Source organism: Streptomyces sp. WELS2, from assembly GCF_013870595.1.
In the GTDB taxonomy this organism is placed as follows: domain Bacteria; phylum Actinomycetota; class Actinomycetes; order Streptomycetales; family Streptomycetaceae; genus Streptomyces.
Genome location: NZ_JACBWZ010000104.1, coordinates 1 through 13,139 on the forward strand (window position 1 = coordinate 1; position 13,139 = coordinate 13,139).

The window sequence follows — 13,139 nt, forward strand, 5'->3', positions numbered from 1 at the left end:
CCTCGACGACGTTGGTGTGGTCCACGACCTCGCGGCGGGAGATCTTCCAGATCGCGGCGCTCGCGGCGACCAGGAAGACGGCGACGGCGGCGGTGCCCCAGTCACCGAGGTCGGTGACGGACTCGGCGCCCGCGCCGACCAGAGCGGCGGCCGGCAGGGTGAGCACCCAGGCGACGGCCATGCGGGTCGCGGTGGACCAGCGGACCACGCCGCCCTTGCGGCCGAGGCCCGCGCCCATCACCGAGCCCGAGACGACATGGGTGGTGGAGAGGGAGAAGCCGAGGTGGGAGGAGGCCAGGATGGCGGTCGCGGCGCCGGTCTGGGCGGCGAAGCCCTGGCGCGGCTCCAGATCGGTCAGGCCCTTGCCCATGGTGCGGATGATGCGCCAGCCGCCGATGTAGGTGCCGAGCGCGATGGCCAGGCCGGCGGAGAGGATCACCCAGGTGGGAGGGTTGGAGCCGGGGGCGAGGGAGCCGCCCGCGATCAGCGCGAGGGTGATGATGCCCATCGTCTTCTGGGCGTCGTTGGTGCCGTGCGCGAGCGAGACCAGGCCGGCGGAGGCGATCTGGCCGGCGCGGTAGCCCTTGCGGGTGGCCTCGGTGTCGCCGGAGCCGCCGATGCCGTAGGAGAGCCGGGTGGCCAGGAACGAGGCGAGGCCCGCCACGACCGGCGCGGCGACGGCGGGGAGCAGCACCTTGGTGACCAGGACGCCGCCGTGGACGGCGCCGAAGCCGGCGGAGGCGACGGTGGCGCCGACCAGGCCGCCCATCAGGGCGTGCGAGGAACTGGAGGGCAGGCCCACCAGCCAGGTCAGCAGGTTCCAGAGGATCGCGCCGACCAGGGCGGCGAAGATGACCTCGGGACGGATGCCGGTCTCGTCGACGAGACCCTTGGAGATCGTGTTCGCGACCTCCACGGAGAGGAAGGCGCCCGCAAGGTTGAGGGCGGCGGACATGGTCACCGCGATCTTCGGCTTCAGGGCGCCTGTGGAGATGGTGGTGGCCATCGCGTTCGCGGTGTCGTGGAAACCGTTCGTGAAATCGAACGCGAGTGCGGTTACCACCACAATCGCGAGGATCAGCGAGAAGCTTTCCATTTACCCAGGCAATCGTTCGAGGTCGTTGGCTGGATGAATGTAGGCAACCTGGGTGAACGGAAGATGAACTGGGACGGGCATGGTGGTGTCGGTAATCCCATACCGGAGTTCTGTTCCGCCCCGCCGGGCCGGGCGCCCCTTGGCTACCGGGCCCGCGCGAAGATCCGCAGCCGGTCCAGGGTGCCGTTGAAGAGATCCTGGTCACCCGGCAGCGTGCCCGTCGTGCGGTGCTGCCAGAACGTCCAGTACCGCCAGCCGCCGGGCAGCGCCCCGGGCCGGGCGGTGCCGTGCCGGGCGATCCACAGGGGGTGGTCCTTCGAGAACGCGCGGCTGTTGCCGGTGCACAGCTTCCACCACTGGGTCGTCGTGTAGATCACCGGGCGGCGGCCCGTCTCGCGCCGGACCTCGTCGCTGAACGAACGGATCCAGCCGACCATCCGCTTCTTGCCCAGTCCGTAGCACTTGCGGGAGCCGTAGGGGTTGTACTCGATGTCGAGCGCGGGCGGCAGCGTCCAGCCGTCCCCCCGCCAGCTCCCGCCGTACCGCACGAAGTGCGCGGCCTGCTTGGCGCCGGAGGACCGGTCCGGCCGTGCGAAGTGGTACGCGCCCCGGATCAGGCCGGCCTTGCGGGCGCCGGAGTACTGCTCGGCGAAGTAGGGGTTGCGGTAGCCGGTGGACTCGGTGGCCTTGACGTAGACGAACCGCGCTCCCTTCTTCCGCGCGTCCGGCCAGTTCACGTGCCGCTGGTGCGACGACACGTCGTGGCCCTTGGGCGGCTTGGCCGCGGCGGTCGCGGGCCCGGTGAGGGCGAGGACCGCCGCCACGGCCGCCGCGAGGACGCTCCAGCACGGTCAGGGTGTTGCGGACCACCCCGTCCACGTCGGTGTTCCCGGCGACACAGGTCACGGCCCGCAGATCGAGTCCCGGGTGGCGTACGGCGAGAAGCAGGGCCAGGGCGTCGTCGACGCCGGTGTCACAGTCGATGATCACGGGCACGGGCTGACCGGTCACGGCGGTCTCCTTCCGTCCAGCCGACTCTAGGCGGTCGCGGCCTCGTCCCAGAGGGCGGTGGAGCGGTCCGCCACCCGTGCGGTGATCCGGCGCAGCAGCTGGCGTACGGCCCGGAGCACGGTCCGGTGGTGGAGCTGGGCACGGTGCCGGTACCGGCGGCCGACTGCCTGGTGTCCGGGCAGTGGCCCGCGGAACTCCGGGACGGCGGGCGGCTGTTGCTGCCGGTGCACCCCTGGCAGGCCGCGCATGTGCTCAAGCGGTCGTACGACGTGTGGCGCCCGGCCACCCGGAACTGGTCAAACTGGTCGCGGAGGTGCTGCGCCGGCACACCGGGCTGCCCGGCGGCGACCTGCCCGCCGAGATGATCGACAGCCGGGAAGCGGTCGCCGCCCTGCTCACCGCCCGCGCCCGGGCCACGCCCCCCGAAGACCCGTATCTGCGCTCCGAGCAGTCCCTGCTCACCGGCCACCCCCACCACCCGGCCCCCAAGGCGCGCGGCGGCGGCCCGGTCGCCTCCTGGCTGCCCTACGCCCCCGAGGCGCACGCCCGTTTCCCGCTGGCGCTGCTCGGCGTCCGCGAGGACCAGGTGGCGGAGGAGGGCGACACCGGCGCCCTGGACGCCCTCGGCACCGCCCCGCCCGGCTACCGGCTGCTGCCCGCCCACCCCTGGCAGCTCGACCTGACCGCCCGCGAACTCGCCCCCGCCTTCGCCGACGGCCGGCTGCTGCGGCTGGGCACCACCGCGTTCCCGGTCTGGCCGACGGCCGCCGTCCGCACGGTGTACGAGCCCCGCCGCGACCTGTTCCTGAAGTTCAGCCTGGACGTGCGCATCACCAACGACATCCGCCGGCTGTGGCGCCACGATCTGTGCCGGCTGCGCCGTACCGACACCGCCGCCGGGCGTGCCTTCGCGACGATGGGGCCGCCCGCGGCCTGGCTGAGCGACCGCGGCTACCGCACCGCCGCCTTCGCCTTCGAGGAACTGGCCGTACTGGTCCGCGACGGACTGCGCGGCCACCTCCTGCCGGGCGCCACCCCGTTGCTCGCGGCGGGCCTCGCCGAGGGCTTCGAGGGCAGCCCGCTGGCCGCCACGGACGACCCGGCCGGCTGGTGGGCGGCTTATCTGCGGCAGGTCGTGCCGCCCGCCCTGACCGCGTTCGGCGCCCACGGGGTGGTCCTGGAGGCCCATCTGCAGAACACCCTGGTCGCCGTGGACCCGGCCGGCACTCCCGTACAGGCCCTGTTCCGGGACGCCGAGGGCGCCAAGCTGCTGCCGGACGTGAGCCGGGCGGCGGGCTGGGAACGGCTGGTGTACTGCCTGGTCGTCAACCACCTCACCGAGATCGCCGGCGCCCTCGCCGACCACCATCCCGGCTACGACCCGTGGCCCGCCGTCCGCCGCGAACTGGCCCGCCACGACCTGCCCGAGATCCCCGCGCTGCTCACCGCGCCGACCCTGCCCGGCAAGACCAACCTGCTGCTGCGCTGGACGGCGGCGGACGGCGCGGACGCCCGCTACCTGCCGCTGCCCAACCCGCTGCTGACCGGCTGAGCCCGACTCCGGCACCGCCTCGCTCCGCGCATCGGCTGTCGGAGCGGACCCGCGTACGCCCGCCGCGCCGGCTGTCAGCCCGTGGGCGTGCCGATCTGGTCGCGTTCGAGTGCGGAGCGCAGCGTCGAGAGGGCGCGGGCGACGGCCGCGGCCGAGGAGCCGTCGAGCGTGTCCCCGATCAGCGCGGCGAGTGCCCCGGTGAAGGTTTCCTCCGCCGCGTCGACGAGCCGTGAGCCGTCGTCGGTCAGGGCCAGCAGGGAGGACCGGCGGTCGGACGGATTCGGCTGCCGGACGATCCATCCCTGTTTCTCCAGGCGGTCGGCGCTCTTGCTGGTCGCCCCGACGCCGATGGCGAACTCGGCGGCGAGGTCCGCCACGCGGGCCCCGGGGTGGTCGCGCAGGAAGCGCAGGAACTCGTACTGCGAGGTGACGATCCCGTGCCGTGCGCGGAGACGGTCGTTGAGGGCGTTGTACAGACGCGTCTCGCAGCGGACCAGATCGGAGAAGAAGCCCGGGAGGCCGACTTCGTCACCGCTTGATGTAGATGCCATGGCATATAGTGTAGTGGAATCTACTCAGGGCGGGAGCATACCCATGAGCAAGGAACAGCGCGCCCGGATCGACGCGATGATGCGGCAGCCGCGGCCCGAGGGACCCCGGTCGGTCGAGGAACTGCGTGCCGGGTTCGAGGCACTGATGGCCCGGATGACGGTGCCCGACACCATCCGCGTCACACGGACGGCACTCGGCGGCCGACCCGCCCTGCACGTCGAGCCGGGCGGCGCTCCCCGCGCCGGGACGATCCTGTACCTCCACGGCGGCGGCTTCGTGTTCGGCTCCCCCGAGACCGCCCTGTCGCTGACGGGACACCTCGTGGCCAGGACCGGCTTCAGGGCGTACTCGCCGGACTACCGGCTCGCCCCCGAGCACCCCTTCCCCGCCGCGATCGAAGACACCCTCGGCGCCTACCGCGCCCTCCTGGACAGCGGCGTGGATCCCTCGGCCATCGCGTTCGCCGGCGACTCCGCCGGCGGCGGCCTCACCGTCACCACCTGCCTCGCCGCCCGTGACGCGGGCCTCCCGCTGCCCGCCGCCATCGTGGCGTTCTCCCCCGGCCTCGACGCCACCCGCACGGGAGAGAGCATGGACACCAAGGAAGGCATCGACCCGGTCTTCACCCGTGCGGCCGTCGAGCACACCGGCGCCATGTACCTCGCCGGAGCCGACCCCCACCAGCCCCTGCTCAGCCCGGCCGTCCTCGCCGACCTGACCGGCTTCCCTCCCATGCTGCTCCAGGTGGGCACCAACGAGATCCTGCTGGACGACTCCACGCGCCTCGCCGCGCGCGGGAGGGCGGCCGGGGTGGACGTCGTCCTGGACGTCACCGCCGACGTGCCGCACGTCTTCCAGTCGTTCGCAGGCCTTCTGGACGAGGCGGACGAGGCACTGGACCGCGCCGCCTTCTTCCTCGGCCAGCGCCTTCGCGCCGGGCACGCGGCAGAAGCGCCGGCGAAGTAGGCCCAGCCCCGGCCCGTACTCGGGCCGGGACCTTCGCGGGGCCGGCGCCGAACGGTCCCGGCGCCGAACGGCGGCGATCACCGGCCGTGAAGCCGTCCGCAACCGGACCGCGAGGTCAGCCCTCCGCAACCGGACCCCGAGGTCACGGTAGTCGCGCCAGGGCCGCTTCGGACGGGCTCCCGGCCGTCGCCTGGTACACGATGATCACCTGTTGCTCGGCGCCGCCGACGGTGAGTGCCTGCCTGCGCAGGGCCAGGCTGCCGACGACCGGGTGCGTGAAGCGCTTGAGGTCGTCCCGGGCGGGCCGAGCTTCGTGCCGCGTCCACAGACGGCGGAACTCCCCGTCCGTCTCCAGCTCGGCGACCAGGCGGACGGTCCTCGGGTCGCGCGGGTCGGCCTCGGCGCGCAGGGCCGCCGCGGTCTGCGCGGCCACCTCGGCCCAGTCGGGGAACAGGCTGCGGGCCGCCGGGTCGAGGAACACCGCTCGGGCCAGGTTGCTCCCGGGCTCGTACAGCGGGGCGAGGGCACGGGCCTTCTTGTTCGCCGCCAGTACCTCGAAGCACCGGTCCCGGACGTACGCGGGGCGGTCCGCCCAGGCGTCGAGCAGCCGGTGCACGTCCGCGGAGACCGCGGTCCGCGACGGCGGCACGGGGGCGGGAGCGGCGAGGGCGTGCAGATGGGCGGAGGCGTCGGCGTCCAGCCTCAGCGCCCGTGCGAGGGAGCGCAGCACCTGGGGGGAGGGGTGCCGGTCGATGCCCTGCTCGAGCCGGACCAGGTACGGCTCGCTGATCCCGGCGAGGCGGGCCAGTTCCTCCCGGCGCAGTCCGGCCACCCGGCGACGTCCGCCGGCGGGTACCGCGGCGTCCGCCGGAGCGATGCGTCCGCGACGGGCCTTGAGGAAGTCTCCCAGGAGATTGTCGGCCGCCATGGTGCGAGGGTAACCCCGCGAGGGTGCTGGCTGCCGAGGCCGGGACGCCGCAGGCTCGATGCCATGAAGACCTGGTTCATCACCGGCGCGTCCCGCGGCTTCGGCCGTATCTGGGCGGAAGCCGCCCTCGGCCGCGGCGACCGCGTCGCCGCCACCGCACGCGATCCCGAGACCCTGCGGCCCCTCCTCGACGCCCACGGGGACAGCGTCCTCCCGCTCCGTCTCGACGTGACCGACCGCACCGCCGCGACCGCCGCGGTGCGGCGGGCCGCCGAGACCTTCGGCCGCCTCGACGTGGTCGTCAACAACGCCGGTTACGGCCTGTTCGGCATGGTCGAGGAAACCACCGAGGAACAGGCCCGCGCGCAGCTCGACACCAACCTGTTCGGCCCGCTGTGGGTGACACAGGCGGCCCTGCCGTACCTGCGGACCCAGGGCGGCGGCCACATCCTGCAGGTCTCCAGCCTCGGTGGCCTCGCCGCCTTCCCCACGCTCGGCCTGTACAACGCCTCCAAGTGGGCCCTGGAGGGGATGAGCGAGGCCCTGGCCCAGGAGGTCGCCCCGTTCGGGATCCACGTCACCCTCGTCGAACCCGGCCCCTACGGCACCGACTGGTCGGACACCTCGGCGGTGCACACCGAGCCGCTCCCCGCCTACGAACCCGTCCGCGCCGCGCGCCGGGCCGGGGCGTCCGCCCGCACGCCCCGGGACGCGCGGGACACCGCCGCCGTCGTCCTCGAACTCGTCGACACCGACGCACCACCCCTGCGGCTCTTCCTCGGCACCTACCCCTATCCGGTCGTCGAGGCGGCCTACCGGGAGCGGCTCGACACGTGGAACGGATGGCGGCACCTCGCCTCCCGCGCGTAACGGCGGACCACTCCGCACCGCCGGGTACACGCGGGCATCGCGCGAGAGGCCCGGTGGAAACCGTGACGCCGGGGTCGGTGACCGCGATGGCGCCGTCCGGTGGCCGCCCGGCTTACGGAGTCCGCCTCACCGTTCGGGCCGCACCGGATGCCGGCTCATGATGGAGACCCGGTTGAACGCGTTGATGGTGACCGCCACCCAGATCACCGCGGAGATCTGGTCGTCGGTGAGCACCGCGCGGGCGGCCGCGTACGCCGTCTCCTGCGCGGCGGTGTCGGCCGGCGCGGTGGTCGCCTCGGCCAGGGCGAGCGCCGCGCGTTCGGCGGGCGTGAACAGTTCCGTGTCCCGCCAGGCGGCCAGCACCCCCAGGCGTTGTGCCGTCTCGCCGGCGCGCAGGGCGGCGCGGGTGTGGACGTGCAGGCAGTAGGCGCAGCCGTTGATCTGGGACACGCGCAGATTGACCAGTTCCACCAGGGACCGGTCGAGTCCCGCCTCGGCGGTCACCTCGCGGACCGCCTCCGAGGTGCGCACCAGGGCGTCGTAGGCGGCGGGGCTCTGCTTGTCGATGTAGATCCGCCGGGTCGCGGATCCCGGTGCGGTGCCGGTCAACTCGGAATTCCTCCGGACGGCGTCGGTGTTGACGACGAAAGGTTGTTGAATGTGAAAGTATCACGGGGACGAAAGGCGGTGCCCGATGAGCAGGACGGAAGCGGAGGCCGTGGAGAGCCCCGGCGAAGCAGGGCGGGACGGCGCACGGACGGACGGCGAGATCGAGATCCTCACCCCGCGCGACGTGCCCCTGGGCGGCCCGCGCGCCATGACCGTACGGCGTACGCTGCCGCAGCGGTCCCGGACGCTGATCGGCGCCTGGTGCTTCGCCGACCACTACGGCCCCGACGACGTCGCCCGCACCGGCGGCATGCGCGTCCCCCCGCACCCGCACACCGGACTCCAGACGGTGAGCTGGCTGTTCAGCGGGGAGATCGAACACCGCGACAGCCTCGGCAGCCACGCCCTGGTCCGGCCGGGAGAGCTGAACCTCATGACCGGCGGGCACGGCATCAGCCACTCGGAGTTCTCCACCGAATGGACCTCCGTCCTGCACGGCGTCCAGCTGTGGGTGGCGCTGCCGGACGAACACCGGCACACCGCCCGCGACTTCCGGCACTACGTGCCCGAGCCCGTGCGGACCGACGGCGCCGAGATCAGGGTGTTCCTCGGGTCCCTGGCCGGGTCCGTCTCGCCGGTGCCGGTCTTCACCCCCCTCCTGGGCGCCGAGATCGCCCTCGCGCCGCACGCCTCGGTCACCCTCGCCGTGGACCCCGCCTTCGAACACGGGCTCCTCGTGGACCACGGGGACGTCCGGCTGGCCGGAACCGTGCTGCGCCCGGCGGAACTCGGGTACGTGCGCCCCGGCCGGCGCGCTCTGACACTGCGCAACGAGTCCGCCGTCCCGGCCCGGACCGTCCTGCTCGGCGGCACTCCCTTCGAGGAGGAGATCGTCATGTGGTGGAACTTCGTCGGGCGAAGCCACGACGACATCGTCCGGGCCCGGCGGGAATGGGAGGACGCCTCCGACCGGTTCGGGGTCGTCGAGGGCTGCGCCGCCGACCGGCTGCCCGCCCCCGCCCTGCCGAACGCCACCATCCGGCCGCGCCGCAACCCGCCGCGCTGAACCCGCCGCCCCCGAAAGGACATCCGATGACCGAGGCCGCAACCGAACCCACCGTCGAGCGCAGAGACGACCGGCACCGCTACGAGATCCTGGTCGCGGGCGAGCGCGCCGGCCTGACCGCCTTTCGCGACCGCGGCGAGCAGCGCGTCTTCTACCACACCGAGATCGACGACGCCTTCGCCGGCCGCGGCCTGGCCGCACAGCTCGTCGCACAGGCCCTCGCCGACGTGCGCGCCCAGGGCAAGCGGATCGTGCCGGTGTGCCCGTACGTCGCCAAGTACCTCACCAAGCACCACGAGTTCGCCGACATCACCGACCCGGTGACTCCCGAGGTGCTCGACTGGCTGGAGCACGGAAGCCACGCCTGACCGCAGCCGCGGTGATCAAGAGGCCGGGGGCGCCCGACAACGCGGTGGGGATCGCCCTCCTGTGGGAGCGCTAACGGCCGCTGAAGAAGTCGGTGAGGGCGACGGCGACGGCCTCGGGCTGCTCCTCGGGGATGTAGTGACCGGCGTCGGGCACGATGACGCCGGTCACGTTCTCGGCCCACGGGCTGATGGAGGCAGCCATGTCCGGGATCGAGCCGTGGCTGCCGGAGACTCCAAGGACGGGCACGGTCAGTCGCCGTCGCTCGAGTGCCGCGCGGTTCTTGCGCGCGGACTCGGCGGCGCGGCGGTAGTAGGCGAGGCCGGCGCGCAGGCCGCCATCGACGGCGAGGGCCGCGCCGTAGTGTTCGAGCTCTGCTTCCTCGAACGCGTCGGGCGCGAGGGACTTGGTCCTGAGGAACCAGCTGACGTACTCCCGCTCGCGGCCGGCGATCAGCGTCTCGGGAAGGCCGGGCACCACGTGGAACGCGAAGTGCCAGGTCTTGAACGCGAGAGCCGGGTCCAGGGGGATCGCTTCCGGCATGGTGATACCGGGAATTCCGGCGTCGAGCAGCGCGACCCCGCGCAGTCGGCTCTCGTGGTTCAGGGCGAGGGAGAAGGCGACCCAGGCGCCGATGTCGTGCCCGGCGAGCCAGTAGTCCCGCACGCCGAGCGCGTTCACGGCGGCCTGGATGTGCGCGGCGACCGTGTGCGTGTCGTAGCTGAGCTCCGGATGCGCGGAATTGCCTTGGCCCGGCCGGTCGATCGCTATGACCCGGAACCGATCGGCGAGAGCGGGCATGACCTTCCGCCAGGCCCACCACGTCTGCGGGAACCCGGTGAGCAGGACGACGGCCGGTCCGTCCGGCCGACCGCCTTCGACGGCGTGCAGGCGGACACCGTCGGCGTCGACCCAGCGGTGCGTGAATCCGGCCAGGTCGTGCAGGGGCAGGGCGGGGACGGGGTTGGTCATGGGAATCCTCCATCGAGGCGGTTGGACCGTGATGCGACGCTAGCACGTCTTGAACTGATCAGTTCAAGATGGGAGGATGGAGCGCATGGCAGGCAAGAAGCAGTTCGACATGGACACGGTGCTCGACGCCGCGATGATCCAGTTCTGGCGCACCGGCTACGCCGACACCTCGCTCGACGACCTGTCCCGGGCGACCGGCCTGAACCGCAGCTCGATCTACTCCTCGCTCGGCGACAAGGACGCGCTCTTCCTCCGCTGCCTGGACCGCTACGCCACGCGCTACGGCGACAAGTTCGACGCCGCCCTCTCGTGCGCGGCCGAGGACCCCGTCGCCGCCGTCCGTGCGTTCTTCGACGTCACCCTGGGGCGCATCGCCGATCCCGCCGTGCCCGATGGATGCCTGATGGCCCAGTCGGTCATGGCGAGTCCGGCGCTGAGCCCGAGCGTCGCAGAGCATGTCAAAGAGTTGTTCGGCCTCCAGCGCCCGCGCCTGCGCGCCGCGCTGAAGGCCGGCGGAATGTCCGACGAGGACGCCGAGGACTTCGCCGTACACATAGCGGCCGTGAACCAGTCTCTCGCGGTGATGGGTAGGGCCGGGTCGAGCCCCGGGCAACTCCGGGCGATCGTCGGCGTGACCGTCGACGCGCTCGCGCGGGCGCTGGGACCGGTCGGATAGCCGGCATACGGCCGGCTTCCACGTCCTGAGCACTGCCACGCGTCTTCGGGCCGGGCGGAGAAGTCCGCTGTCACGCTTGGTTACTATGCTCACTTCGTGCCTTGAGGCGGGAGCCAAGGGCGACGCCGGCGACTGGGGAGCCTTCGAAAGTGCTGAGAGAAGTCACCGCGACCCGCTATATCGAACCCCTGCGCTCCGGTGGCTCCGTCCCCGGGGTCGTGGAGGCCGACGATCTCGGCACGTATGTCGTCAAGTTGCCCAGTTAGAGGCGCGTACCTGCGGTGATTCCACCGCGCCCTGCGCTGACTGGGCAGTTGTGTCTTTCAGCGTCTTTCACGGGCGTGCCGTCTTGTGCGGTCGATTCTCCCCACGCGCTCCCCGGCGACGCGGATACTCCCCAGATTCTCCCCAGGGAAGCCGTCGCCGAGAGCACTCCCCGGTGGCAGCGTGGTCTTTGCTTGCCCATGCGCAGGGCACGCTGAGTGACTGATGCGGGCTGACCGGTTTGGAGACGATCGGTGTCGCCCTGTTGGTGGCCACGCCGTGTCCTCCGTGACCCGTTCTGGGCCGCGCGTCGGCGGAGGACCGCTGCTCGGGCCGTATGCCGACCCGCTCCGGCGGAACACCCCCGCGTCGGCGGGGAGGACGATGGGGGAGCGGTCGGACATGGTGGCGCTGTCGGAACACCCCCGCGTCGGCGGGGGTGTTCCGGCGCCCCACGCGACGCGCACCGTCACCGCCCAGTCCTCCCCGGGCGGTGTGGGCGTCGCGGCACCGGTCCCGGGCGGCCTCCAGCGCTGCCTCGACGTCGGGTGCGAACCGGCCGTCGGTCGGCGGGCCCAGGTGTATGTCGTGCAGGTCCACGGCCGTCCGCCACGCTGCGGGTGGTCCCCTGGGCCGTGCGCTTCTGCTCCGTCCCGCCGGCGCCGGCGGGACGCGTCGGTCAGCCAGTGCACTTCACGGTGGCGGACGATGGCCTCCAGCAGCTCGGCGACGGCGCGCGCCACCTCCTGGCGGTGCGCGTGGTCCCGGGCCCGCCGGTCACCGGACCGCTGGACGTATCCCGCCAGGGCGGCACCGGCCAGGGTGCCGAGCGCGGCCACGATGCTGGACCACATCGGGTGCGGACTCCTTCGGGGGCCTGCGGCGTCCGCGGGCTGGTCGTGGCCGTCCTGATGGTTCTGCCCCGCTAGGGCCTGTCGTTTGGATCAGGCCGGGCTCGCGGGGTCTGGCACCGCACCTCGCGGCGTTGTCGTCGGTTGCCATGGCTACATGGCGCCCTCCTCCGCCTTGCGATGCACGGCACCAGACCCCGCTCCCTGATCCGGCCTGATCCAAACGAAAGACACTAGCGGCGCGGCCGGGAACCGGGGCCGACCGCCTCGTACCGGGGGAGGTGAGGGCTGGCTGGGCAGGCATACGGATCCACGACCGGATTCACCCGATCGGCCTTATCGCCGCCTCTGCCGGTACGGCATCGTCCGCGCAGGTCACCGTGGGCGGAACGGGGGCCGGAACCCAACTCTTCCGGCGCAACGGGCGAGCAGACGGCCGATGCGTGCCGTCAGCATGACGAGAGTGACAGCCACGCCTGGGCCGGGCCCGAGCGGTGGCGTGGAAGACGCCTCCGGCCTCTTCCCTCCGGCTCACCGACAGGTGGAGGACCCCATGCGACTCTCCCATTCGTGCGGTATGGCCGCGGCGACCGCGCTGCTGGCCCTCGCCACGGCCACGGCCACCCCGGCGACGGCCGCGACGCCGGGCGGCAAGGACACGAACTTCCTCCAGGCCATCCACCAGTCCAACCTCGCCGAGATAGCCGCCGGCCAGGACGCCCGGACACACGCCACCACCGCCTGCGTCAAGCGGGTCGCCGCCGTCCTCGTGCGCGACCACACCAAACTCGACGCCCAGGGTCGGATGCTCGCCCGGAACAAGGGCGTGTCGCTGCCCGCTGCGCCGACCGCCGCCCAGCAACGGCAACTGGCCGCGGTGAAGGCGCACGCCGGCACCTCGGCCTACGACCCGGCCTGGCTCAAGGCGCAGGCGGAGGGGCACACACAGGCCCTGAAGCTGATCGACAACGAGATCTCCTCGGGCACCGACGCGAAGGTCCGCGCGGCCGCTCGCGCCGCCCGGCCGATCGTCGCCGAACATCTGGCGATGGTCCGCGGCGGTGTCTGCCACGCGTAGGCCCCCCGACGGCACCGCACCACGGGCAGCGGCCGAGCGGCCGCTGCCCGTGCCGGCCGCAGTCCTCGACGAGTGGCTGTGACCGGCACGGGCCCGATACGTCCCAGGGGCGGCATGCAGAAGGGCGAACTGGCCAGCTGCTGGCGAGCGGTCCGCTAGGCTAGGCAGTTTCGTTTGGATCATCGGGTGGACCAGAGGCAGATGCCCGCGATGTGGAGTCCGGCCAGTTAGATGGTGGCGGTCTTCTCGTAGCGGGTGGCGATGCCCCGCCACTGTTTCAGG

The 13,139-nt window shown here is 72.6% G+C and carries 14 protein-coding genes and 2 pseudogenes; 9 read left to right on the forward strand and 7 right to left on the reverse strand.

Features of this window, described 5'->3' with window-relative positions; genetic code table 11:
- The 3 genes and pseudogenes from H5J33_RS09480 to H5J33_RS37325 all read right to left on the reverse strand — a co-directional run.
- On the reverse strand, window positions 1–1,096 hold a 1,096-nt coding region (locus H5J33_RS09480), incomplete at its 3' end, for an inorganic phosphate transporter (protein ID WP_181794444.1).
- 143 nt (window positions 1,097–1,239) lie between these two features.
- Window positions 1,240–1,920: a lysozyme gene (locus H5J33_RS09485; RefSeq protein WP_181794445.1), complete on the reverse strand. Its 681-nt coding sequence runs from the start codon at window positions 1,918–1,920 to the stop codon at window positions 1,240–1,242.
- Between the two features lie 16 nt (window positions 1,921–1,936).
- Window positions 1,937–2,107: pseudogene (locus H5J33_RS37325) on the reverse strand (nucleoside hydrolase); the annotation flags it as partial.
- An 89-nt stretch (window positions 2,108–2,196) separates the two neighbouring features.
- Between H5J33_RS37325 and H5J33_RS38320 the strand changes: the two are divergent.
- Both H5J33_RS38320 and H5J33_RS09500 read left to right on the forward strand, forming a co-directional pair.
- Window positions 2,197–2,373: pseudogene (locus H5J33_RS38320) on the forward strand (IucA/IucC family siderophore biosynthesis protein); the annotation flags it as partial.
- Window positions 2,340–3,659, forward strand: a complete 1,320-nt coding sequence (locus H5J33_RS09500; protein WP_258564979.1) for an IucA/IucC family protein — start codon at window positions 2,340–2,342, stop codon at window positions 3,657–3,659. The pseudogene H5J33_RS38320 and the gene H5J33_RS09500, both read left to right, overlap by 34 nt.
- A 74-nt stretch (window positions 3,660–3,733) precedes the next feature.
- On the opposite strand, the gene H5J33_RS09505 is transcribed toward H5J33_RS09500, so the two are convergent.
- Complete coding sequence (locus H5J33_RS09505; protein ID WP_181794447.1) at window positions 3,734–4,210, reverse strand: MarR family winged helix-turn-helix transcriptional regulator; 477 nt, start codon at window positions 4,208–4,210, stop codon at window positions 3,734–3,736.
- A gap of 43 nt (window positions 4,211–4,253) precedes the next feature.
- On the opposite strand from H5J33_RS09505, the gene H5J33_RS09510 reads away from it, so the two are divergent.
- Window positions 4,254–5,177, forward strand: a complete 924-nt coding sequence (locus tag H5J33_RS09510) for an alpha/beta hydrolase (RefSeq protein WP_181794448.1) — start codon at window positions 4,254–4,256, stop codon at window positions 5,175–5,177.
- Window positions 5,178–5,319: 142 nt separating this feature from the next.
- On the opposite strand, the gene H5J33_RS09515 is transcribed toward H5J33_RS09510, so the two are convergent.
- Window positions 5,320–6,105 carry a helix-turn-helix domain-containing protein gene (locus tag H5J33_RS09515; RefSeq protein ID WP_181794449.1) on the reverse strand — a complete coding sequence of 262 codons (786 nt, stop codon included), beginning with the start codon at window positions 6,103–6,105 and terminating at the stop codon, window positions 5,320–5,322.
- A 63-nt stretch (window positions 6,106–6,168) separates the two neighbouring features.
- Between H5J33_RS09515 and H5J33_RS09520 the strand changes: the two genes are divergently transcribed.
- The gene (locus H5J33_RS09520) at window positions 6,169–6,975 is read left to right on the forward strand and encodes an SDR family oxidoreductase (RefSeq protein ID WP_181794450.1); all 807 of its coding nucleotides are present in this window, start codon (window positions 6,169–6,171) and stop codon (window positions 6,973–6,975) included.
- 126 nt (window positions 6,976–7,101) lie between these two features.
- On the opposite strand, the gene H5J33_RS09525 is transcribed toward H5J33_RS09520, so the two are convergent.
- A complete protein-coding gene (locus H5J33_RS09525) occupies window positions 7,102–7,584 on the reverse strand; it encodes a carboxymuconolactone decarboxylase family protein (RefSeq protein ID WP_181794451.1) in 483 nt (160 codons plus the stop codon).
- Between the two features lie 85 nt (window positions 7,585–7,669).
- Here H5J33_RS09525 and H5J33_RS09530 point away from each other — a divergent pair, with 85 nt between their 5' ends.
- The gene (locus H5J33_RS09530; protein WP_181794452.1) at window positions 7,670–8,650 is read left to right on the forward strand and encodes a pirin family protein; all 981 of its coding nucleotides are present in this window, start codon (window positions 7,670–7,672) and stop codon (window positions 8,648–8,650) included.
- Between the two features lie 26 nt (window positions 8,651–8,676).
- Complete coding sequence (locus tag H5J33_RS09535) at window positions 8,677–9,018, forward strand: GNAT family N-acetyltransferase (protein ID WP_181794453.1); 342 nt, start codon at window positions 8,677–8,679, stop codon at window positions 9,016–9,018.
- 70 nt (window positions 9,019–9,088) lie between these two features.
- Here the strand turns inward: H5J33_RS09535 and H5J33_RS09540 are convergent, their stop codons facing one another.
- On the reverse strand, window positions 9,089–9,988 hold the full coding sequence (locus H5J33_RS09540) for an alpha/beta fold hydrolase (RefSeq protein ID WP_181794454.1): 900 nt from the start codon (window positions 9,986–9,988) through the stop codon (window positions 9,089–9,091).
- Between the two features lie 85 nt (window positions 9,989–10,073).
- Here H5J33_RS09540 and H5J33_RS09545 point away from each other — a divergent pair, with 85 nt between their 5' ends.
- The 3 genes from H5J33_RS09545 (at window position 10,074) to H5J33_RS09555 (ending at window position 12,857) form a co-directional block, all read left to right on the forward strand.
- Entirely contained in the window at window positions 10,074–10,664 is a 591-nt protein-coding gene (locus H5J33_RS09545) for a TetR/AcrR family transcriptional regulator (RefSeq protein WP_181794455.1), read from the forward strand.
- A 962-nt stretch (window positions 10,665–11,626) separates the two neighbouring features.
- Window positions 11,627–11,857, forward strand: a complete 231-nt coding sequence (locus tag H5J33_RS09550; protein ID WP_181794456.1) for a hypothetical protein — start codon at window positions 11,627–11,629, stop codon at window positions 11,855–11,857.
- Between the two features lie 475 nt (window positions 11,858–12,332).
- Window positions 12,333–12,857: a DUF4142 domain-containing protein gene (locus tag H5J33_RS09555; protein WP_181794457.1), complete on the forward strand. Its 525-nt coding sequence runs from the start codon at window positions 12,333–12,335 to the stop codon at window positions 12,855–12,857.
- Window positions 12,858–13,139: the final 282 nt, after the last annotated feature.

Bases quoted from the DNA above. Each gene is read 5' to 3' on its own strand.
- H5J33_RS09505 (WP_181794447.1), bottom strand. From the start codon at position 4,210: ATGGCATCTACATCAAGCGGTGACGAAGTCGGCCTCCCGGGCTTCTTC.
- H5J33_RS09520 (WP_181794450.1), top strand. From the start codon at position 6,169: ATGAAGACCTGGTTCATCACCGGCGCGTCCCGCGGCTTCGGCCGTATC.
- H5J33_RS09515 (WP_181794449.1), bottom strand. From the start codon at position 6,105: ATGGCGGCCGACAATCTCCTGGGAGACTTCCTCAAGGCCCGTCGCGGA.
- H5J33_RS09535 (WP_181794453.1), top strand. From the start codon at position 8,677: ATGACCGAGGCCGCAACCGAACCCACCGTCGAGCGCAGAGACGACCGG.
- H5J33_RS09530 (WP_181794452.1), top strand. From the start codon at position 7,670: ATGAGCAGGACGGAAGCGGAGGCCGTGGAGAGCCCCGGCGAAGCAGGG.
- H5J33_RS09555 (WP_181794457.1), top strand. From the start codon at position 12,333: ATGCGACTCTCCCATTCGTGCGGTATGGCCGCGGCGACCGCGCTGCTG.
- H5J33_RS09510 (WP_181794448.1), top strand. From the start codon at position 4,254: ATGAGCAAGGAACAGCGCGCCCGGATCGACGCGATGATGCGGCAGCCG.
- H5J33_RS09545 (WP_181794455.1), top strand. From the start codon at position 10,074: ATGGCAGGCAAGAAGCAGTTCGACATGGACACGGTGCTCGACGCCGCG.
- H5J33_RS09540 (WP_181794454.1), bottom strand. From the start codon at position 9,988: ATGACCAACCCCGTCCCCGCCCTGCCCCTGCACGACCTGGCCGGATTC.